This is a genomic window from Jeotgalicoccus aerolatus (genome assembly GCF_014635205.1).
In the GTDB taxonomy this organism is placed as follows: domain Bacteria; phylum Bacillota; class Bacilli; order Staphylococcales; family Salinicoccaceae; genus Jeotgalicoccus; species Jeotgalicoccus aerolatus.
Genome location: NZ_BMCN01000002.1, coordinates 351,097 through 366,590, shown reverse-complemented (window position 1 = coordinate 366,590; position 15,494 = coordinate 351,097). Strand labels below are relative to the sequence as shown.

The 15,494-nt window shown below is 41.0% G+C and carries 13 protein-coding genes; 3 read left to right on the top strand and 10 right to left on the bottom strand.

From position 1 onward, the window contains the following. Positions 1–9: 9 nt before the first annotated feature. The 4 genes from glnA to IEU81_RS07975 all read right to left on the bottom strand — a co-directional run bounded on the left by glnA (position 10) and on the right by IEU81_RS07975 (position 6,614). Positions 10–1,347: a type I glutamate--ammonia ligase gene (gene glnA / locus IEU81_RS07990; protein WP_186089409.1), complete on the bottom strand. Its 1,338-nt coding sequence runs from the start codon at positions 1,345–1,347 to the stop codon at positions 10–12. A 142-nt stretch (positions 1,348–1,489) separates the two neighbouring features. Beyond that, positions 1,490–2,836 (bottom strand): sodium-dependent transporter, encoded by a 1,347-nt coding sequence (locus IEU81_RS07985; protein ID WP_186089410.1) that lies wholly within the window; start codon positions 2,834–2,836, stop codon positions 1,490–1,492. 118 nt (positions 2,837–2,954) lie between these two features. Further along, a complete protein-coding gene (locus IEU81_RS07980) occupies positions 2,955–5,312 on the bottom strand; it encodes an FdhF/YdeP family oxidoreductase (RefSeq protein ID WP_092595685.1) in 2,358 nt (785 codons plus the stop codon). Positions 5,313–5,351: 39 nt separating this feature from the next. Further along, a complete protein-coding gene (locus IEU81_RS07975) occupies positions 5,352–6,614 on the bottom strand; it encodes an L-lactate MFS transporter (protein WP_186089411.1) in 1,263 nt (420 codons plus the stop codon). A gap of 116 nt (positions 6,615–6,730) precedes the next feature. Between IEU81_RS07975 and fdhD the strand changes: the two genes are divergently transcribed. Beyond that, positions 6,731–7,528 (top strand): formate dehydrogenase accessory sulfurtransferase FdhD, encoded by a 798-nt coding sequence (gene fdhD / locus IEU81_RS07970; protein WP_092595689.1) that lies wholly within the window; start codon positions 6,731–6,733, stop codon positions 7,526–7,528. 132 nt (positions 7,529–7,660) lie between these two features. Here the strand turns inward: fdhD and IEU81_RS07965 are convergent, their stop codons facing one another. From IEU81_RS07965 to IEU81_RS07955, 3 genes are all read right to left on the bottom strand, one after another. Then, positions 7,661–8,443, bottom strand: coding sequence for an N-acetylglucosaminidase (locus IEU81_RS07965; RefSeq protein WP_092595691.1), 783 nt, complete (start codon positions 8,441–8,443; stop codon positions 7,661–7,663). 79 nt (positions 8,444–8,522) lie between these two features. Further along, complete coding sequence (locus IEU81_RS07960; protein WP_176760567.1) at positions 8,523–8,699, bottom strand: hypothetical protein; 177 nt, start codon at positions 8,697–8,699, stop codon at positions 8,523–8,525. A gap of 206 nt (positions 8,700–8,905) precedes the next feature. After that, positions 8,906–10,219 (bottom strand): Na+/H+ antiporter family protein, encoded by a 1,314-nt coding sequence (locus tag IEU81_RS07955; RefSeq protein WP_092595693.1) that lies wholly within the window; start codon positions 10,217–10,219, stop codon positions 8,906–8,908. Between the two features lie 130 nt (positions 10,220–10,349). Between IEU81_RS07955 and IEU81_RS07950 the strand changes: the two genes are divergently transcribed. Next, positions 10,350–11,273, top strand: a complete 924-nt coding sequence (locus tag IEU81_RS07950; RefSeq protein ID WP_092595695.1) for a homoserine O-succinyltransferase — start codon at positions 10,350–10,352, stop codon at positions 11,271–11,273. Between the two features lie 26 nt (positions 11,274–11,299). Here the strand turns inward: IEU81_RS07950 and IEU81_RS07945 are convergent, their stop codons facing one another. Together IEU81_RS07945 and aroF are read right to left on the bottom strand one after the other, a co-directional pair. Further along, positions 11,300–11,590, bottom strand: coding sequence for a chorismate mutase (locus IEU81_RS07945; protein WP_092595697.1), 291 nt, complete (start codon positions 11,588–11,590; stop codon positions 11,300–11,302). 14 nt (positions 11,591–11,604) lie between these two features. Next, positions 11,605–12,642 carry a 3-deoxy-7-phosphoheptulonate synthase gene (gene aroF, locus IEU81_RS07940; RefSeq protein WP_092595699.1) on the bottom strand — a complete coding sequence of 346 codons (1,038 nt, stop codon included), beginning with the start codon at positions 12,640–12,642 and terminating at the stop codon, positions 11,605–11,607. A gap of 420 nt (positions 12,643–13,062) precedes the next feature. Between aroF and IEU81_RS07935 the strand changes: the two genes are divergently transcribed. Then, positions 13,063–13,911 carry a prephenate dehydrogenase gene (locus tag IEU81_RS07935; RefSeq protein WP_092595701.1) on the top strand — a complete coding sequence of 283 codons (849 nt, stop codon included), beginning with the start codon at positions 13,063–13,065 and terminating at the stop codon, positions 13,909–13,911. A gap of 541 nt (positions 13,912–14,452) precedes the next feature. On the opposite strand, the gene guaC is transcribed toward IEU81_RS07935, so the two are convergent. Then, positions 14,453–15,436, bottom strand: a complete 984-nt coding sequence (gene guaC / locus IEU81_RS07930) for a GMP reductase (RefSeq protein ID WP_092595703.1) — start codon at positions 15,434–15,436, stop codon at positions 14,453–14,455. Positions 15,437–15,494: the final 58 nt, after the last annotated feature.

Here is a 15,494-nt window from a genome sequence, read left to right as displayed (position 1 = left end):
TTTCTCATTCTAATATTTATCCATGTACTGATTGATTTCCCAATCCGATACATTGGCCCGGTATCCGTCCCATTCGAGCATCTTGTGTTCATAAAATGCTTTGAATATATGACTGCCGAGTGCCTCTTTTGTCATCTCGCTGTCCCGCATTACTTTTAATGCATTATACAGCGTTGACGGTAAATCTTCCACACCATGGTGAATCCGTTCTTCTCTCGTCAGTTCATAGAGATTTAAGTCGATTGACTCTCTCAATTCCAGTTTGTTTTTTATGCCATCAAGCCCTGCTTTTAATATAACAGCAAGTGCCAGATAAGGATTCGCTGATGGGTCGACAGAACGGACTTCAACACGCGTTGATAAACCGCGCGATGAAGGGATTCTCATCAATGGAGAGCGGTTCTTTTTACTCCAGGCAATGTAACTGGGTGCTTCGTAACCCGGCACCAGACGTTTGTATGAGTTTACAAGCGGATTTGTGACCGCAGTAAATCCTTTAACGTGTTTCAGCACACCCGCCATAAAGTATTTCATTTCTTCACTCAAACCATCTTCTGCAGACTCATCAAAGAATGCATTTTTATTTCCTCTGAACAGAGAGACATTAAAATGCATGCCGTTGCCGTTAATACCAAACAATGGTTTCGGCATAAATGTTGCATGCAGATTATGTTTTCTTGCGACTGTTTTTACTACCAGTTTAAACGTTTGTATATTATCACATGCTGTAACAGCATCTGCATATTTAAAATCAATTTCGTGCTGTCCTTCTGCTACTTCGTGATGGGATGCTTCGATATCAAAGCCCATGTCCTCAAGCTCAATAACGATATCACGGCGGCAGTTCTCACCTGAATCCGTCGGAGCCAGATCAAAATATCCACCCTTGTCGTTTAATTCAGTCGTTGGTTTTCCTCGTTCATCCAGTTTAAACAGAAAGAATTCCGGTTCTGGTCCAAGATTAAAGGAAGTGAAGCCCATATCTTCCATTTCTTTTAAGACAGTTTTTAAATTAGTCCGGGGATCGCCTTCAAATGGTGTGCCGTCAATTTTATAAACGTCACAAATCAAACGTGCTACTTTGTCCCCTCTGGATGTTGTCCATGGGAATATCGTCCATGTGTTTAAATCAGGTACCAGGTACATATCCGATTCTTCAATGCGCGTAAATCCTTCGATAGAAGACCCGTCGAACATCATTTGGCCTTCCAGTGCTTTATCAATTTGGCTCAGCGGCACTTCCACGTTTTTAATCGTTCCGAGAATGTCCGAAAATTGAAGTCTGATAAACCTGACGTTTTCTGCTTTTGCAATATCAATAATTTTGTCTCTGGTTAAACCTTCCATACCCCACGCCCTTAATATAATTTGATGACAATCATGTTGAAAACTCATGTGCAAATATTACCACAAGCAGTTTTTACACGCAATTAACATTTTACCTTAAACTAAAAAACAAGCCCTGAATCAGGACTTGTTTTCCGCTGAATTAAAATACTCCGGCGATATTCATAATAAATACAAATAATATAATCGCCGGTAAAATATATCTTAGCATGAAGATCCAGCCTTTAAATACAAGCATTGACTTGCTGCCTTCTGTCACATTCAACTGTTCCATTGCAATGCGTTTGTCTAATATATAACCGACAAAAATGGATGAGAATAAGGCGCCTGCCGGCAGCAGTATATTCGATACCAGGAAATCGACATTGTCGAATATCGTTCCGGCAAAGAATTGAAAATCATTCAGCAGTCCTTCCGAAAGTGCAGACGGTATACCGATAGCAAACACGATCACAGCGTAAATATAAGTCGTTTTCTTACGTTTAGACTGGTCGCCTTTTACTGTATTCGCTACATTAATTTCTATCATTGAGAAAGCGGATGTCAATGTCGCAAATAGGAATGCGAGCAAGAACATCAGATAGAAAATAATACCGAATGGAACCGCGTTAAATATTTCAGGCAGGACAACAAATACAAGTCCAGGACCTTCTACGCTCTCCATGCCGAAGGATGCGATAGCCGGGAAAATTGCCAGGCCGACCATTACGGATACTGCGATATTCATCAGCACAATATACGATGCAGATTTAGGCAGATTCTGATCTGCTTTTAAATACGAAGCATAAGTCATCATCTGAGTAATACCGACACTGAGCGCAAAGAACGACTGACCGAGCGCGAACATCACACCATTGGCACTCAGCTCGCTGAAGTCAGGTGTCAGGAAGTACTTCACACCTTCCATCGCATTTGGCAGCGACAGTGACCGGATAATAATAAACAGGAATAAAATGAACAGCAGCGGCATCATAATTTTTGATGCGCGTTCCAGGCCTTTTTGAATCCCCTGTGCAACGACAAATGCCGTAATAAATATAAAGATACCTTGAGCGGCTATAACGTATACAGGGTTTGAGATTACATCACCAAGCATAGCTGTATAATCATTGACAGTGTACAGATTCAAGAGATCTAATAAAGCAATCAGCAGATAAATTAATATCCAGCCGCCGATAACACTGTAGAATGACAGCAGCAGCATCGTTCCGAAATGACCAATCCAGCCGAAGAGTCTTAAGCTTTTCTTACCGCTTAAATACTCGAAACCATCAATCGGATTTCTTCCAGACGCCCGGCCGATAACAAATTCACTGATTAAAAGCGGCAGCCCTATAAGAATGGTAAATAATAAAAAGACGAATAGGAATGCTCCGCCGCCGTGTTCAGCTGTCATATACGGAAAACGCCATACTGCTCCGAGACCGATTGCAGACCCTGCTGCAGCCAGTATAAAACCTATTCTTGAGTTCCAATTATTCTCCGACAAATTTATACCTCTTTTCAATCATTAATGTTGGTATTTTACCACACTAAAGCGAATTGTTATATAAGAAAAAACCGGGAGAGTCATCTCTCCCGGTTCAAGACACATGTCATCTGACTGCTTAGTTTGGATTATCTTCCAGTTCAGGTATCGATTTTTCCAAATACATACGGTCTTTATTTGCGTTAAAGTGGTCTGCTTTTTCCATCTTCACATCGGTAACATAGTCAGGCATTTCGACGAAACTTTCGTAAATACCTTTTTCTACTAAGAAGTTACCTTCAGGGAACTGTACCCCGATGTTGCCGTCTTTAATACTTGCGTATTTAACGAATCCCTGGAACACACCATTCTTGTTATAAAGAACGACCGCTTCACCATCTTCTAAACCTTCGCGGCGCGCATCATTTTTACTGACAAGAACGTCGTAGCGTCCCATGTTATTAAAGGCATCGTGATCGCCGTAAATCATCGCGTTAAACTGTTTACCGCGTCTCATTAAGAGTTTAAATTCACCGGCTTTTTTGTTGTTATCCGGTATATCCATTGTAATCAAGTTGCCTCTGCCGTCAGGTGTCGGGCAAACGCCGCCTTCACATAACCAGGCGCCGCCGTACTGATAAACATCACCGGCTTTTTTCAAGTGCTGCACGCCGTCATACTGCGGGTTCGCTTTGGCAATTTCATCCCGGATTTCCTGTCCTGACTGGAAATCAATTAAGTGTGACTCTTCCGGTTTGACGCGTTTAGCAAGATCCACATAAATTTGCCATTCACTTCTCGCTTCAGCAATACGGTTGCGGTTGCCTTCAATTTCAGGCGAGAAGTAAATCATACGTTCAGTAGACGTTGACAGTCCGCCGCCATCTTGTTCATAACGTGTTTTAGCAGGCAGAACGACTACAGTTTCTTTCGCATCAAGCAGCGTTGATGTATTTAAAATGATGTCCTGGTGAACACGGATATCAAGGTTCTCTAAGGCCTTTCTGACAAAATTAGGATCCGGCATTGTTTCCAGGAAGTTACCGCCTGACATATAGTAGAGCTTAAGTTTTCTTTCGTTATCTTCCGGAAGCATAGCATTTTCAATCGTTACGCCGACTGTATCTCCCGGCCATGAAGGTAACTTAAATTTCCATAAATCTTCGATGCGCGGACGGTTTTCATCGTTGTAATCCCCGCCGGGCAGTGAAAATGGATCTGCACCCATTTCACCTGAACCCTGTACAGATGAATGGCCGCGAAGCGGCATAAGCCCTTTATTTTTACCGCCTAACCAGCCGCGTAAGAGCGCCAGGTTAGCAACTTGAGAAATATTGTCTGTTGCATGTTTGTGCATCGTTAAGCCAAGTGCCCAGACCATGACACCATTTTTAGCTTTAGCGAGACTGTTTGACAGTTCGATAATTTTATCTTTTGACACACCAGAAGACTGAACAATATCATCCCAGTTTTGAGACTGAACGTTCGCCTTAAGATCTTCATAGTTATTAACATGTTCTTTAACGAAGTCGTGATTCACAGCTGATCCTTCATTTTCTGCTTCAAGATCAAACCAGTGCTTCATCACACCGTGCATTAAGGCAATGTCTCCGCCAATGTTCACTTCGTAAAATTCGTCAGCAATTTCTGTACCGAAAAGTGCAGATTCAACTACTGAAGGTACCCAGTAGTTTTCCATCGATGGTTCTCTGTATGGATTAATAACGATAATTTTCGTACCGCGTTTTTTAGCTTCCATCATATACTTAGTCGATACGGGTGAAGCATTCGATGCCACACTGCCCCAGAATACGAGAACATCCGTACCGAGCCAATCCTGGTAGTTACAAGTTGACGCACCGACGCCTACCGAACGTTTCATTGCTGATTTACTCGGTGAATGGCAAATACGTGATGCATTATCAATATGGTTTGTTTCTAAATAACGCGCCGTTTTCGCCGCAACATAATACGACTCATTCGTAATACCGCGGCTCGTTAAATAAAACGCATATTGTTTTGGATCGAGCGTTTTCATCTTATCTGCAATCGTTGTCATCGCTTCATCCCAAGAGACTCTGATGAACTTGCGGTCGCCTTTACGGCGGATCATTGGATACGGAATGCGGCCAAGTTCGCGCAGTTCTGTACTGTCCATTTTACGCAATTCATCGATATCCTGATGTAGAATTTCAGGTTTAATCGGCGGTGCAGTATTTAAACGCAAGACGTTAAACCGAGTTGTACACATGTGCGGACCGTTTAAGGTCTGGTCCTGAAGGCCGGATACGCCGAGCGCACAGCCGTCACACACACCTTTTAATATAATGTTCTTCGCATAGTTTAGATTATCTCTGTTTTTCCAGACGATTTTCGCCGTATCTCTCATATGATGCGGCTTTACTTTCGTTAAACCGAATGGCACAGGACTGACCCATAATTTCGGATCCCACTTTTTAGTTTTATTAATTGGACCCGGGTGCAGAGTTTTCCCCATGTAGACACTCCCTCTATATTATAGTAATTCCATTGTACACTATTTTACGAAAGCGCTGACAGAATCCAGCTCATTTTTTCTTTTGAGTTTCTTAATATCCTGTCTAATTAAAAGTGAAATTACGAGAGCGACTACAAATAAGCCGGCAAAAATGTAGAGCGATAAAGCATAACTTTGTGTTGCTTCATAAATTCTCGCGACTATAAATGGACCCGCAAGTCCGGCAGCTGCCCAAGCCGTTAAAATGTAGCCGTGAATGGCTCCGAGCTGTTTCGTGCCAAAGATATCTCCGATATATGCGGGAATTGCTGAGAAGCCGCCACCGTAACATGAAATCATAATAAACAGTAAAATTTGGAATACCCATTCATTTGTAGTGAACGGCAATATAGCAAAAATCCCTATTTGGAGGACAAAAAATAGAGTATAAAGGTTCGTTCTTCCAATGTAATCCGAAATTGAAGCCCATACTAAACGTCCGGCACCATTGAATACGCCCATAATACCCACCATAAATGCTGCAGCACCTGCACTTAATCCTGCGATTTCAACACCCATCGGGCTCGCTACTGCAAGAATTGCTATACCGCAAGTAACATTTATAAACAGCATCAGCCATAAGAAATAAAAGCGTTTCGTTTTTACTGCTTCATTCGCCGTCAGCTGTGCAAGATCTTTAGCAACTGGAGACTCATTGTCTTGTGCAACAGCTCCTTTTGGATGATATCCTTCAGGCGGTTTTTCCAAGTAAAGACTGGCACAAAGCATAATTACAAAATAAATTGCACCGAGCGTAAAGAATGTGTTTGGAATGCCGACGGATTCAATCAGCATACGCATTACCGGACTGGCAATCATTGCAGCAAAACCGAATCCCATAATTGCTAAGCCTGTCGCCATCCCCCTTCTGTCCGGGAACCATTTTACTAATGTTGATACTGGCGTGATATATCCTATACCGAGCCCGATGCCTCCAAGTACACCGTAGCCGACATACAAAAGCCAAAGCATCTCAAGTTGTATGCCAAATCCTGCAGTAATCATTCCGAGTGCAAAGAATACTGTAGAAACTAATCCCGATTTTCTCGGCCCCTTCGCTTCTACAAAATGTCCCATGAATGCCGCGGAAAGTCCTAAAAATAAAATAGCGATACTAAACGTAATAGAAACTTGACTCAGTGACCAGCCTATTGACTCTTGAAGCGGTGTAGTAAATACACTCCATGCGTATACCGAACCGATGGAAATATGTATCCCCACCCCGGCTAGTGCAATCAGCCATCGATTTTTCTTTGTTTGCATTTTGCTTCCCCCTATTGTTTTGACGGAATTTCGAAAATTGTAATTTCGTCTTAAATGTGATTATATAAAGAAAAGGAAGCCTTTACAATAAGTTTTAAAGTGGGAGAGTATGTCTTATGGAAATCGTTACTAAAAATACAATCCGCCGGTACACGGACGGGAAATTTATCGAAACGGACGATATCATTGCCGAAGAATTTCCACTGACTATATATTTAAACGATGTTGAGTTTGCTACTTTAGTATGTTCACCGGATGATCTCGAAGAGCTCGTAATCGGGTTTTTAGCATCTGAAGGGGCACTGCGTTCATTTAAGGAAATTGAATCGATGAATATCGATGAACGCGGCGGTTTTTGCCATGTTAAAGTATCGCGGGAATTGCCGAAAGATTACGGCTCATTCTCAAAACGCGTGCTCGGCTCATGCTGCGGCAAAAGCCGTCAATTTTACTTCCAGGCCGATGTTGAAACATCTAAATTTTCTCTGTCAGATACAAAATTGACACCAGAACAATGCATCAGCCTGATGAAAGAAATGCAGGAAGAGAGTACTATCTTTAAAGATACGGGCGGCATTCATAATGCCAGTATCGCTTCACCGGAAGGCACGATTGTTCATAAAGGTGATATCGGCCGTCATAACGCACTCGACAAACTATACGGCCACTGCTTGCAGAATAATATTTCCGTTAAAGATAAGGTCATTGTGTTCAGCGGCCGCATCTCGTCTGAAGTATTGACAAAAGCGTCAAAAATCGGTGTCGGTATTGTACTCAGTAAATCTGCACCGACAGATCTTGCGATTAAGCTGGCACACGATTTAAATATTACAGCTGCAGGATTTATCCGTGGCAGTTCATTTAACATATACAGCCATCCTTGGCGTATTACGGGATCAGATGACCTCGAATAAGAGACAAGAATAAGGCTGGACAAAAGGTCATAGAACGTCATCAATTTAGTACAAGACAAAAAATCCGTACACTATTCTCCTCGGAGTCTGGTGTACGGATTTATTTTGCAGATATTTATGATCCAGTCTTTTTTACTGTTCGTTATAGTTTTCAGTGTCTAATTCTTCGTAATCGAGACCCAGTTCATTGTAAAAGGTGTTCATTATACTCGCAATTTTTTCGGCCCATGCAATATCCGTCGCATAGAGATGTGTGCCCGGTTCAGCTGGATTCCAGCGCATACGATATAAAGTGTCCTGATTGTTGTCTAAATAATTGCTGCGGATAAACTCAGCCCCGCCGATAATCGCTGCTTTTGGCGATGTCCAGTCCGCTTCACGTGCATAACTTGAACCTTCTGCAACTACAGCATGGTCAAAAGCGCCAATCCCGAAGAAGTTATAATACGTCGCCCCGTCTACTTCTATGCCAGATGCCAGCTCTGACTGGCCGTGTCCGGTTTCAAGAAGTGCATGACTGATCAAATAGAGCGCATTAATGTTATGAGTTTTTTCAGCTTCAGCGAATGCTTCACCGCTGCCTTCCAAGACTCCTTTATCTTCCAAAATGCTGTTCAGCTGTTCAGCCGTTGCTCCTGACTCAGTATCCAGCGGCAAGAATTGAAAATCATTGCTGTTACTCATAGTCATCGCTTCTTTTACATCGTTCTCATCTGCATATTCAGCAGTATTCCCCGTCATTTTTAAGTCATCAGTATTATTATTGACTTGCATACTGACTGCTTCATCAAAAGTATACGTAGAAATCTCCTCCGTTTTAAATAATGATGTTTCCGACACGAAGAATGCCAGTATAAATAACGCCATGACGATAAGCAGCAATATAAATGGGATATTTTCTTTTATCTTATCCATGACACCCTCCGAACAAAATAAATGAGACTGACAATGTCAGTCTCATATTTATGTTTAATATAATAACGCTGTTTTTTTGCTAGTCAAATAGAACTGCTTCTAATTGTTTCAACTTTTCCTGGTTTTCCTCATCAAGGGACTCTACTGTAATACGCTGTTCAAGTAAATCTGCCGCCTCTTCAATTGAAATACCAATCGCTTCACTGATTTGATATGCAGTTAAATTGCCTTTTAAAATGTTTAAATCTGTCTCCATATAATCACCTGTTCAAAATGTAATTAATTATCGAGAGCTTATACAATCCGTCTCACATCGACGAATCGATTACTGATTAATATGAAGCTCCGGACAAGTTCGCTGCCAATGAGTGACTGTTTTACTCAGTAGATTAATTAAACTACATTATCCCTTACTTTTCAAGATAACGATGATATTTTAACCTTAGATTACAGTGTCTTCTTTTATAGTATCATACCTGCTATAAATCCTGTAATAAGAACAGGTATATTTAAGAAGATAAATGTTGGAACACAAGTATCCCATATATGGTCATGCTGGCCGTCTACATTTAAACCTGCAGTCGGTCCAAGTGTTGAATCAGAGGCAGGCGATCCTGCATCACCCAGCACACCGGCAGTACCGACGATTGCTATAATCGCAGCCATGGACAGACCGAGCTCTGCGCCCATCGGCACAAAGATTGCACCGATAATTGGCAGTGTCGCAAACGATGAACCGATGCCCATCGTTACGACTAGACCAACAGCGAGCATTCCCATAACAATCAGTGCCTTATTGTTACCGAGTACATCTGAGATTCCAGTAACTAGAGGCAGCACGTCTTCTGTCGAAGTGATAACGCCGGCAAAGCCATTGGCAGCCAGCATAACCATACCGATATAGGCCATGATTTTAATACCGTTAACGAGCTCTCTGTCGAGATCTGCCCATTTAAATTGCAGTGACAAGAAGAAAACCATTATCCCGCCTAAGGCACCAAAAATCATAGAATCTGTAAAGAACTGGACTGTAAATGTCACAATGATAGCGATTGTCGCAGTTACAATTGTTTTCGTACTGACTTTCATTTTCTCTGCAGATAATTCACTGTCTTTATTTAAATACTTACGCGGCTTTCTGAAATAAAAGAAGGCAATAATCAAACCCGCTACGAAACCGAGCGCAGGAATAATCATATTTGGTGCGACATCACCAAATTCAATCGTGACTCCAGCACTTTGAAAACTTGTGACAATTGTATTCTGAAATATTTGCCCGTAACCGAAAGGTAATACTGCGTATGTGAACGTCAGACCAAAAGTCATAATAATCGCCAATAATCTGCGATCTAATTGCAGTTCATTAAATAAGCTGATCAGCGGCGGTATTAAGATAGGAATAAAAGCAATATGTACAGGAATTAAATTTTGGCTGATCATAGAAATAACGAGCAGCGTTACAATAATCGATACTTTCGCAATGACCCGTGCTTTAGCTGTTTTTGATGAATTTAACAAACTGAGTATTTTATCGACCATAACGTCGGTGATACCGCTGTAGGCGATTAATGCAGCGAAACCGCCAAGCAGTGCATAACTGAGTGCAATTTCTGCTCCGTTAACTATACCGCCGGTAAAAACACTGATGACTTCATCGACACCCATGCCCGACACAAGACCGCCGGCCAAAGCCCCAATAAATAATGCCAGTATAACGTTAAGACGGCACAAGCTTAAGATGACCATTACTAGAATGGCAATTAAAACTGAATTCATTTACTTACCTCCAAAACATCTGAATTTTAAATCATTCAAACTTTTTAGACAATTTTGACATTGACTGTTATTCGCTTTCACTGTTACATTATATAATACTTACTAAATTGCTACTTAAGGATGTGGATGTATGCCCATTAAAATTATAGAGGGGCTTCCTGTAAAGACAAAACTTCAGCAAGAACAAGTATATACCATAGAAACTTCCCGCGCGATATCTCAGGACATTCGTCCATTAAAAATTCTTATTTTAAACCTGATGCCTTTAAAAGAAACGACAGAATTACAGCTGCTCCGTCTGCTTGGCAACTCCCCGCTTCAAATTGATATTGAATTTTTACATATGTCGACGCATCAAAGTAAAAATACGCCGACCAGTTATCTGCAAAAGTTTTATAAAACACACGAAGAAGTGAAAGATGATTACTTTGACGGTATGATAGTAACCGGTGCTCCAGTTGAAAAATTTGAGTTTGACCAGGTCGGATATATCAACGAGCTTAGAGCAATTACAGATTGGGCAGCAACACATGTCTTTTCCCGCTTTTACATTTGCTGGGGCGCACAGTTTGCATTGAATCACTATTATAATATAGAAAAGATTGCTTTAACTGAAAAACTGTTTGGTGTCTTTGATTATCAGAACGTCAAACCCGAACACCCTTATATCCGAGGCTTTGATGATATCTATCAGGTGCCCCAATCCAGACACACTAGAATTGATTATACTGCTTTAAATGATATACCGGACTTGGAAATTTTAACATCGAACAGTCAGCTCGGGCCGGATATTATCACTTCTAAAAACCAGCGTGATATTTATATTTTTGGTCACCTTGAATACGATAGAGAGACTTTAAAGAAAGAATATGATCGCGATATAGAATCCATGCAGGATGTTGACATCCCAGTGAACTACTATCCAAATGATAATCCGTCGGAAAACCCGAAATTCCAATGGCGAAGCCACGGCCACCTGCTGTTTAACAACTGGTTGAACGAAACGTATCAAAATACCTTATATGATCTTACTAAACTTCATGAATTGAAATAAAAAGAGCGCCTATACGGCGCTCTTTTTTAAGACATTTTTGAATGCTGTGTGTGGAGACATTCTTTTTGTCTTGCTCTGGAAAGCTCCATGAGGTGTTTGCTGAATTCTGAGACGTAACTGTCCAATGTACGATCGTGTAAATAGGATATATTTTTATTAATCACAGTTTTTTCACGCTCAGCATCGAGCACAGGGATATCGTTCGCAAGTTTATAAGCTGCGATTTCCGTCGATACTTCCATTCTTTTTTCGAAAAGCTGAACGAGCTCGCGGTCTATCTGATCAATTTGTTGACGCAACGCTTCATGTTTCCCCATGGTTAGCCTCCTTTTTATTTTGTTTGAACGATTTCGTTAATCGTTTTACCTTCAATTTCCAGCAAGACTTTTATCGTGTCCATTAGCTCTTTGAACTCAGCTGGTGTCAGACACTGCTGACCATCGCTCCATGCATTTTCCGGATCTTCATGAACTTCAATTTGCAGTCCGTTTGCTCCAGCCATGACAGCTGATTTCGCCATTGAAGGAATTAAATATCTGACTCCTGCTGCATGAGAAGGGTCAACGATAATTGGCAAGTGAGACTCTTTTTGAACCACCGGTACTGCCTGGATGTCGAGTGTATTGCGTGTCGCTGTTTCAAATGTACGAATACCGCGTTCAACTAGAACGACATTGTTGTTGCCGCCGGCCATAATGTACTCAGCAGACATTAACCACTCCTGAATCGTTGCAGACATTCCGCGTTTTAAGTAAACCGGTTTGTTTGTTTGACCGAGTGCTTTCAGCAGATCAAAGTTCTGCATATTGCGTGCACCAATTTGAATTACATCGACCATGTCGACAAAAGTATCTAAGTGATCTGTGCCCATCAGCTCTGAAACAATCGGCAGCCCCGTTTCTTTCTTCGCTTCATTTAATATTTTTAACCCTTCGACACCGAGACCTTGGAAACTGTACGGTGAAGTACGCGGTTTAAATGCTCCGCCGCGCAGTGAGTTTGCCCCTGCATCCTTTAATTTAATTGCTAATTCTACTGTACTGTCCAGATCCTCTACGGAACATGGACCTGCACAGACCATGAAGTTTTCAGCACCGACCTTAACGCCGTTGCCGACATCAATAATGCTGTCATCTTCCTGGAAACTTCTATTCGCTTTCTTGTATGGCTTTTGAATTCTGTACACCCCGTCTACGATACTGTATTTTTTAAAATCATTCTCGGAGACTTTAGATGTATCACCGATTAAGCCAATAATCGTACGTCTTTCACCATCAGAGCGGTGTACTCTGAAGCCAGCTTCCTCAATGTTAGAAACAAGTGCTTTAATATTACTTTCAGTTGCATCGCGCTTTACATGAATTATCATAATTAAACAGCCTCCTAAAATTTTTAAAAATAAAACTGCCACTTAACTATAAATTAAGTGGCAGTGAGTATAGAAAAATATGTAGAAGTCCTGACTCCCAGCCACTTATTTAAAGTAAATGGCTAGACATTACAAAATCTTCAGCCATCATTGATACAAACAGTTTGTTTTACGTTTGTACAAATGATGAGTACAAACGGTATCAAAAATAGCTAAAGTAAAGATGGTTATTAAGTTGTGAAGTGGTGTTGGTTAACATAATAACCGCTCCTTTTGTAATGTATTTGAATGTAATTATATGCCGGGCTATTTAATTTGTCAAACTATTTATTTGAATTGATTAAATGTTTACATAATTTAGTTAATTAAGGTATATTCAATTTTATAGTATAATCGGGAAAATACGGAGGCATGAAATATATGAAAATTGCAATTATCGGTTTAGGAAACATCGGCGGATCATTCGCTCTGTCTATCAAAGCAAATTTACCAGAAGCTGAAACATATGCTGTAGACATCGATGCCGCTGCCATACAGAAAGCTAAAGAACAAAATATTATAAAGGACGGCTCACTGGACTTTAAAGAAGTGATACCTGACGCAGATTTAATCATCTTCGCCGTTTATCCAAAACTGCTCGTCCAGTTGGTGAGTGACTATGCGCCTTATTTAAAAGAAGGCTGCATCATAACAGACGTGACGGGTGTCAAAACTTCAATTATCGGTGATGTAGAACCCCTGCTGCCGGCACATGCAGACTTTGTTTTCGGCCACCCTATGGCCGGCCGGGAAAATCGCGGACTTGAATTCAGCAGCAAAGAAGTATTTGAAGGTGCGAACTATTTAATCACACCGACCTCGCGTAATAAAGAAGAAAATATCGATTACTTGAAAAAATTTGTTAAAAAGCTGGGATTCGGCACGATTTCAGTCATTACACCCGACTTCCACGATGAAGTCATTGGATTTACCAGCCAGCTCGCTCACGTCATCGCAATATCACTTATAAACAGCGATGATGTTGCCCGCAATACTAAAAAATACACAGGTGACAGTTACCGGGATTTAACACGCATTACGAACATCAATGAAAAACTGTGGCCAGAACTGTTTATGATGAATAAAGATCACCTCGTTAAACACATCGACAACTTTCAAACCCAGCTCGATAAACTCAATCACGCCATACAAAGCGAAGACGTTGAAACAATGGAAGAAATGATGCTTGAAAGTACGAAGCGTTATAAAGATTTGCACAATATTGAATAACTTTAAGTGAAAATATCGCTTATTAGATGTGATAGCCAGTTGGCGCCGGATTCATTGCGAATCCGGTGCTTTTTGTTTTGGGAGTTTTTTGTTGCGGGTGATGACAGTGTGAACTGGATCCAGCTCAAAAAAAGGTCGAGACAGATACTTTTTGGGCCACACTGTCAAACAAATGGGTTTGAATGACACTATGGGCTGGATCCAGTTCAAAAATGGGTCGAGACAGATACTTTTCGGGCCACACTGTCAGTCAAATGGGTTTGAGTGACACTGTGGGCTGGATCCAGCTCAAAAACGGGTCGAGACAGATACTTTTGGGCCACACTGTCAGACAAATGGGTTTGAATGACACTGTGAACAGGGTCCAGCTCAAAAAAGAGTCAAATCAGATACTTCTAGGGCCACACTGTCAGACAAATGGGTTTGAATGACACTGTGAACAGGACTCAGCTTATAAACACAGGGCAACACCACCACTTCACCCCCTATCAAAATCCAACAAAAAAAGGACCGCACATGCGGTCCTGAAAATTAAATTCGATTAGTATACTTTATCGCCATTAAAGATTGAGTTTTTAACTACGACGTAATCTACAGTGCGGATTGAGTCCAGCTCATTGCCGCCGGCATATGAGATAGAAGACTGAAGATCCTGCTGCATTTCTGTCAGAGTATCAGCTAAAGGTCCTTTATACTCTACATACATTTTTTTACCTTCAACGTTTTTGTGTTCACCTTTTTGGAATTCAGATGCTGAACCGAAATATTCTTTATATTTCTTGCCATCTTCTTCGTAAACTGTACCTGGTGATTCTTCGTGCCCTGCAAATAGTGATCCGATCATCACCATAGATGCTCCAAATCTTACAGATTTAGCGATATCTCCATGTGTACGGATTCCGCCGTCTGCAATAATCGGCTTAGATGCTGCTTTTGCACATAAACGCAGTGCAGCGAGCTGCCATCCGCCTGTGCCAAAGCCTGTTTTAATTTTAGTAATACATACTTTACCTGGACCGATACCCACTTTAGTCGCATCTGCACCAGCGTGCTCTAATTCTCTCACTGCTTCAGGTGTTCCCACATTACCTGCGATTAGGAAAGTTTCAGGAATATGTTTTTTAATGTGTTTAATCATATCCATTACTCTGTCCGAGTGACCGTGTGCAATATCGATCGTCATGTAATCTGGTACAAGGTTCTGTTCTTTCAGGCTCAGTACAAAATCATATTCTTCGGGTTTAATACCCACACTTATAGAAGAAATAAGATTTCTTTCTTTCATTTTATTAATAAATTCAATGCGTGTTTCAGGGTTGAAACGGTGCATGATATAAAAGTATCCGTTTTCTGCTAAGTAAGTTGCAATATTTTCATCAATGATAGTCTGCATATTCGCAGGTACTACCGGCAGTTTAAATGTATGCTTCCCAAACTTTATAGAAGTATCACATTCAGAACGACTGTCTACAATACATTTGTTCGGAATTAACTGTATATCCTCATAATCAAAAACGCTATCCATGATAAAACGCTCCTCTAATCCGTATATTATTTAACTTATATTATAATCTCGTTCGCCA

Excerpts from the sequence above, each read along its gene's own strand:
- IEU81_RS07935 (WP_092595701.1), top strand. The coding sequence starts at position 13,063 with ATGAAAATTGCAATTATCGGTTTAGGAAACATCGGCGGATCATTCGCT.
- guaC (WP_092595703.1), bottom strand. The coding sequence starts at position 15,436 with ATGGATAGCGTTTTTGATTATGAGGATATACAGTTAATTCCGAACAAA.
- IEU81_RS07975 (WP_186089411.1), bottom strand. The coding sequence starts at position 6,614 with ATGCAAACAAAGAAAAATCGATGGCTGATTGCACTAGCCGGGGTGGGG.
- IEU81_RS07950 (WP_092595695.1), top strand. The coding sequence starts at position 10,350 with ATGCCCATTAAAATTATAGAGGGGCTTCCTGTAAAGACAAAACTTCAG.
- IEU81_RS07960 (WP_176760567.1), bottom strand. The coding sequence starts at position 8,699 with ATGGAGACAGATTTAAACATTTTAAAAGGCAATTTAACTGCATATCAA.
- IEU81_RS07945 (WP_092595697.1), bottom strand. The coding sequence starts at position 11,590 with ATGGGGAAACATGAAGCGTTGCGTCAACAAATTGATCAGATAGACCGC.
- glnA (WP_186089409.1), bottom strand. The coding sequence starts at position 1,347 with ATGGAAGGTTTAACCAGAGACAAAATTATTGATATTGCAAAAGCAGAA.
- aroF (WP_092595699.1), bottom strand. The coding sequence starts at position 12,642 with ATGATAATTCATGTAAAGCGCGATGCAACTGAAAGTAATATTAAAGCA.
- IEU81_RS07980 (WP_092595685.1), bottom strand. The coding sequence starts at position 5,312 with ATGGGGAAAACTCTGCACCCGGGTCCAATTAATAAAACTAAAAAGTGG.
- IEU81_RS07955 (WP_092595693.1), bottom strand. The coding sequence starts at position 10,219 with ATGAATTCAGTTTTAATTGCCATTCTAGTAATGGTCATCTTAAGCTTG.
- IEU81_RS07965 (WP_092595691.1), bottom strand. The coding sequence starts at position 8,443 with ATGGATAAGATAAAAGAAAATATCCCATTTATATTGCTGCTTATCGTC.
- fdhD (WP_092595689.1), top strand. The coding sequence starts at position 6,731 with ATGGAAATCGTTACTAAAAATACAATCCGCCGGTACACGGACGGGAAA.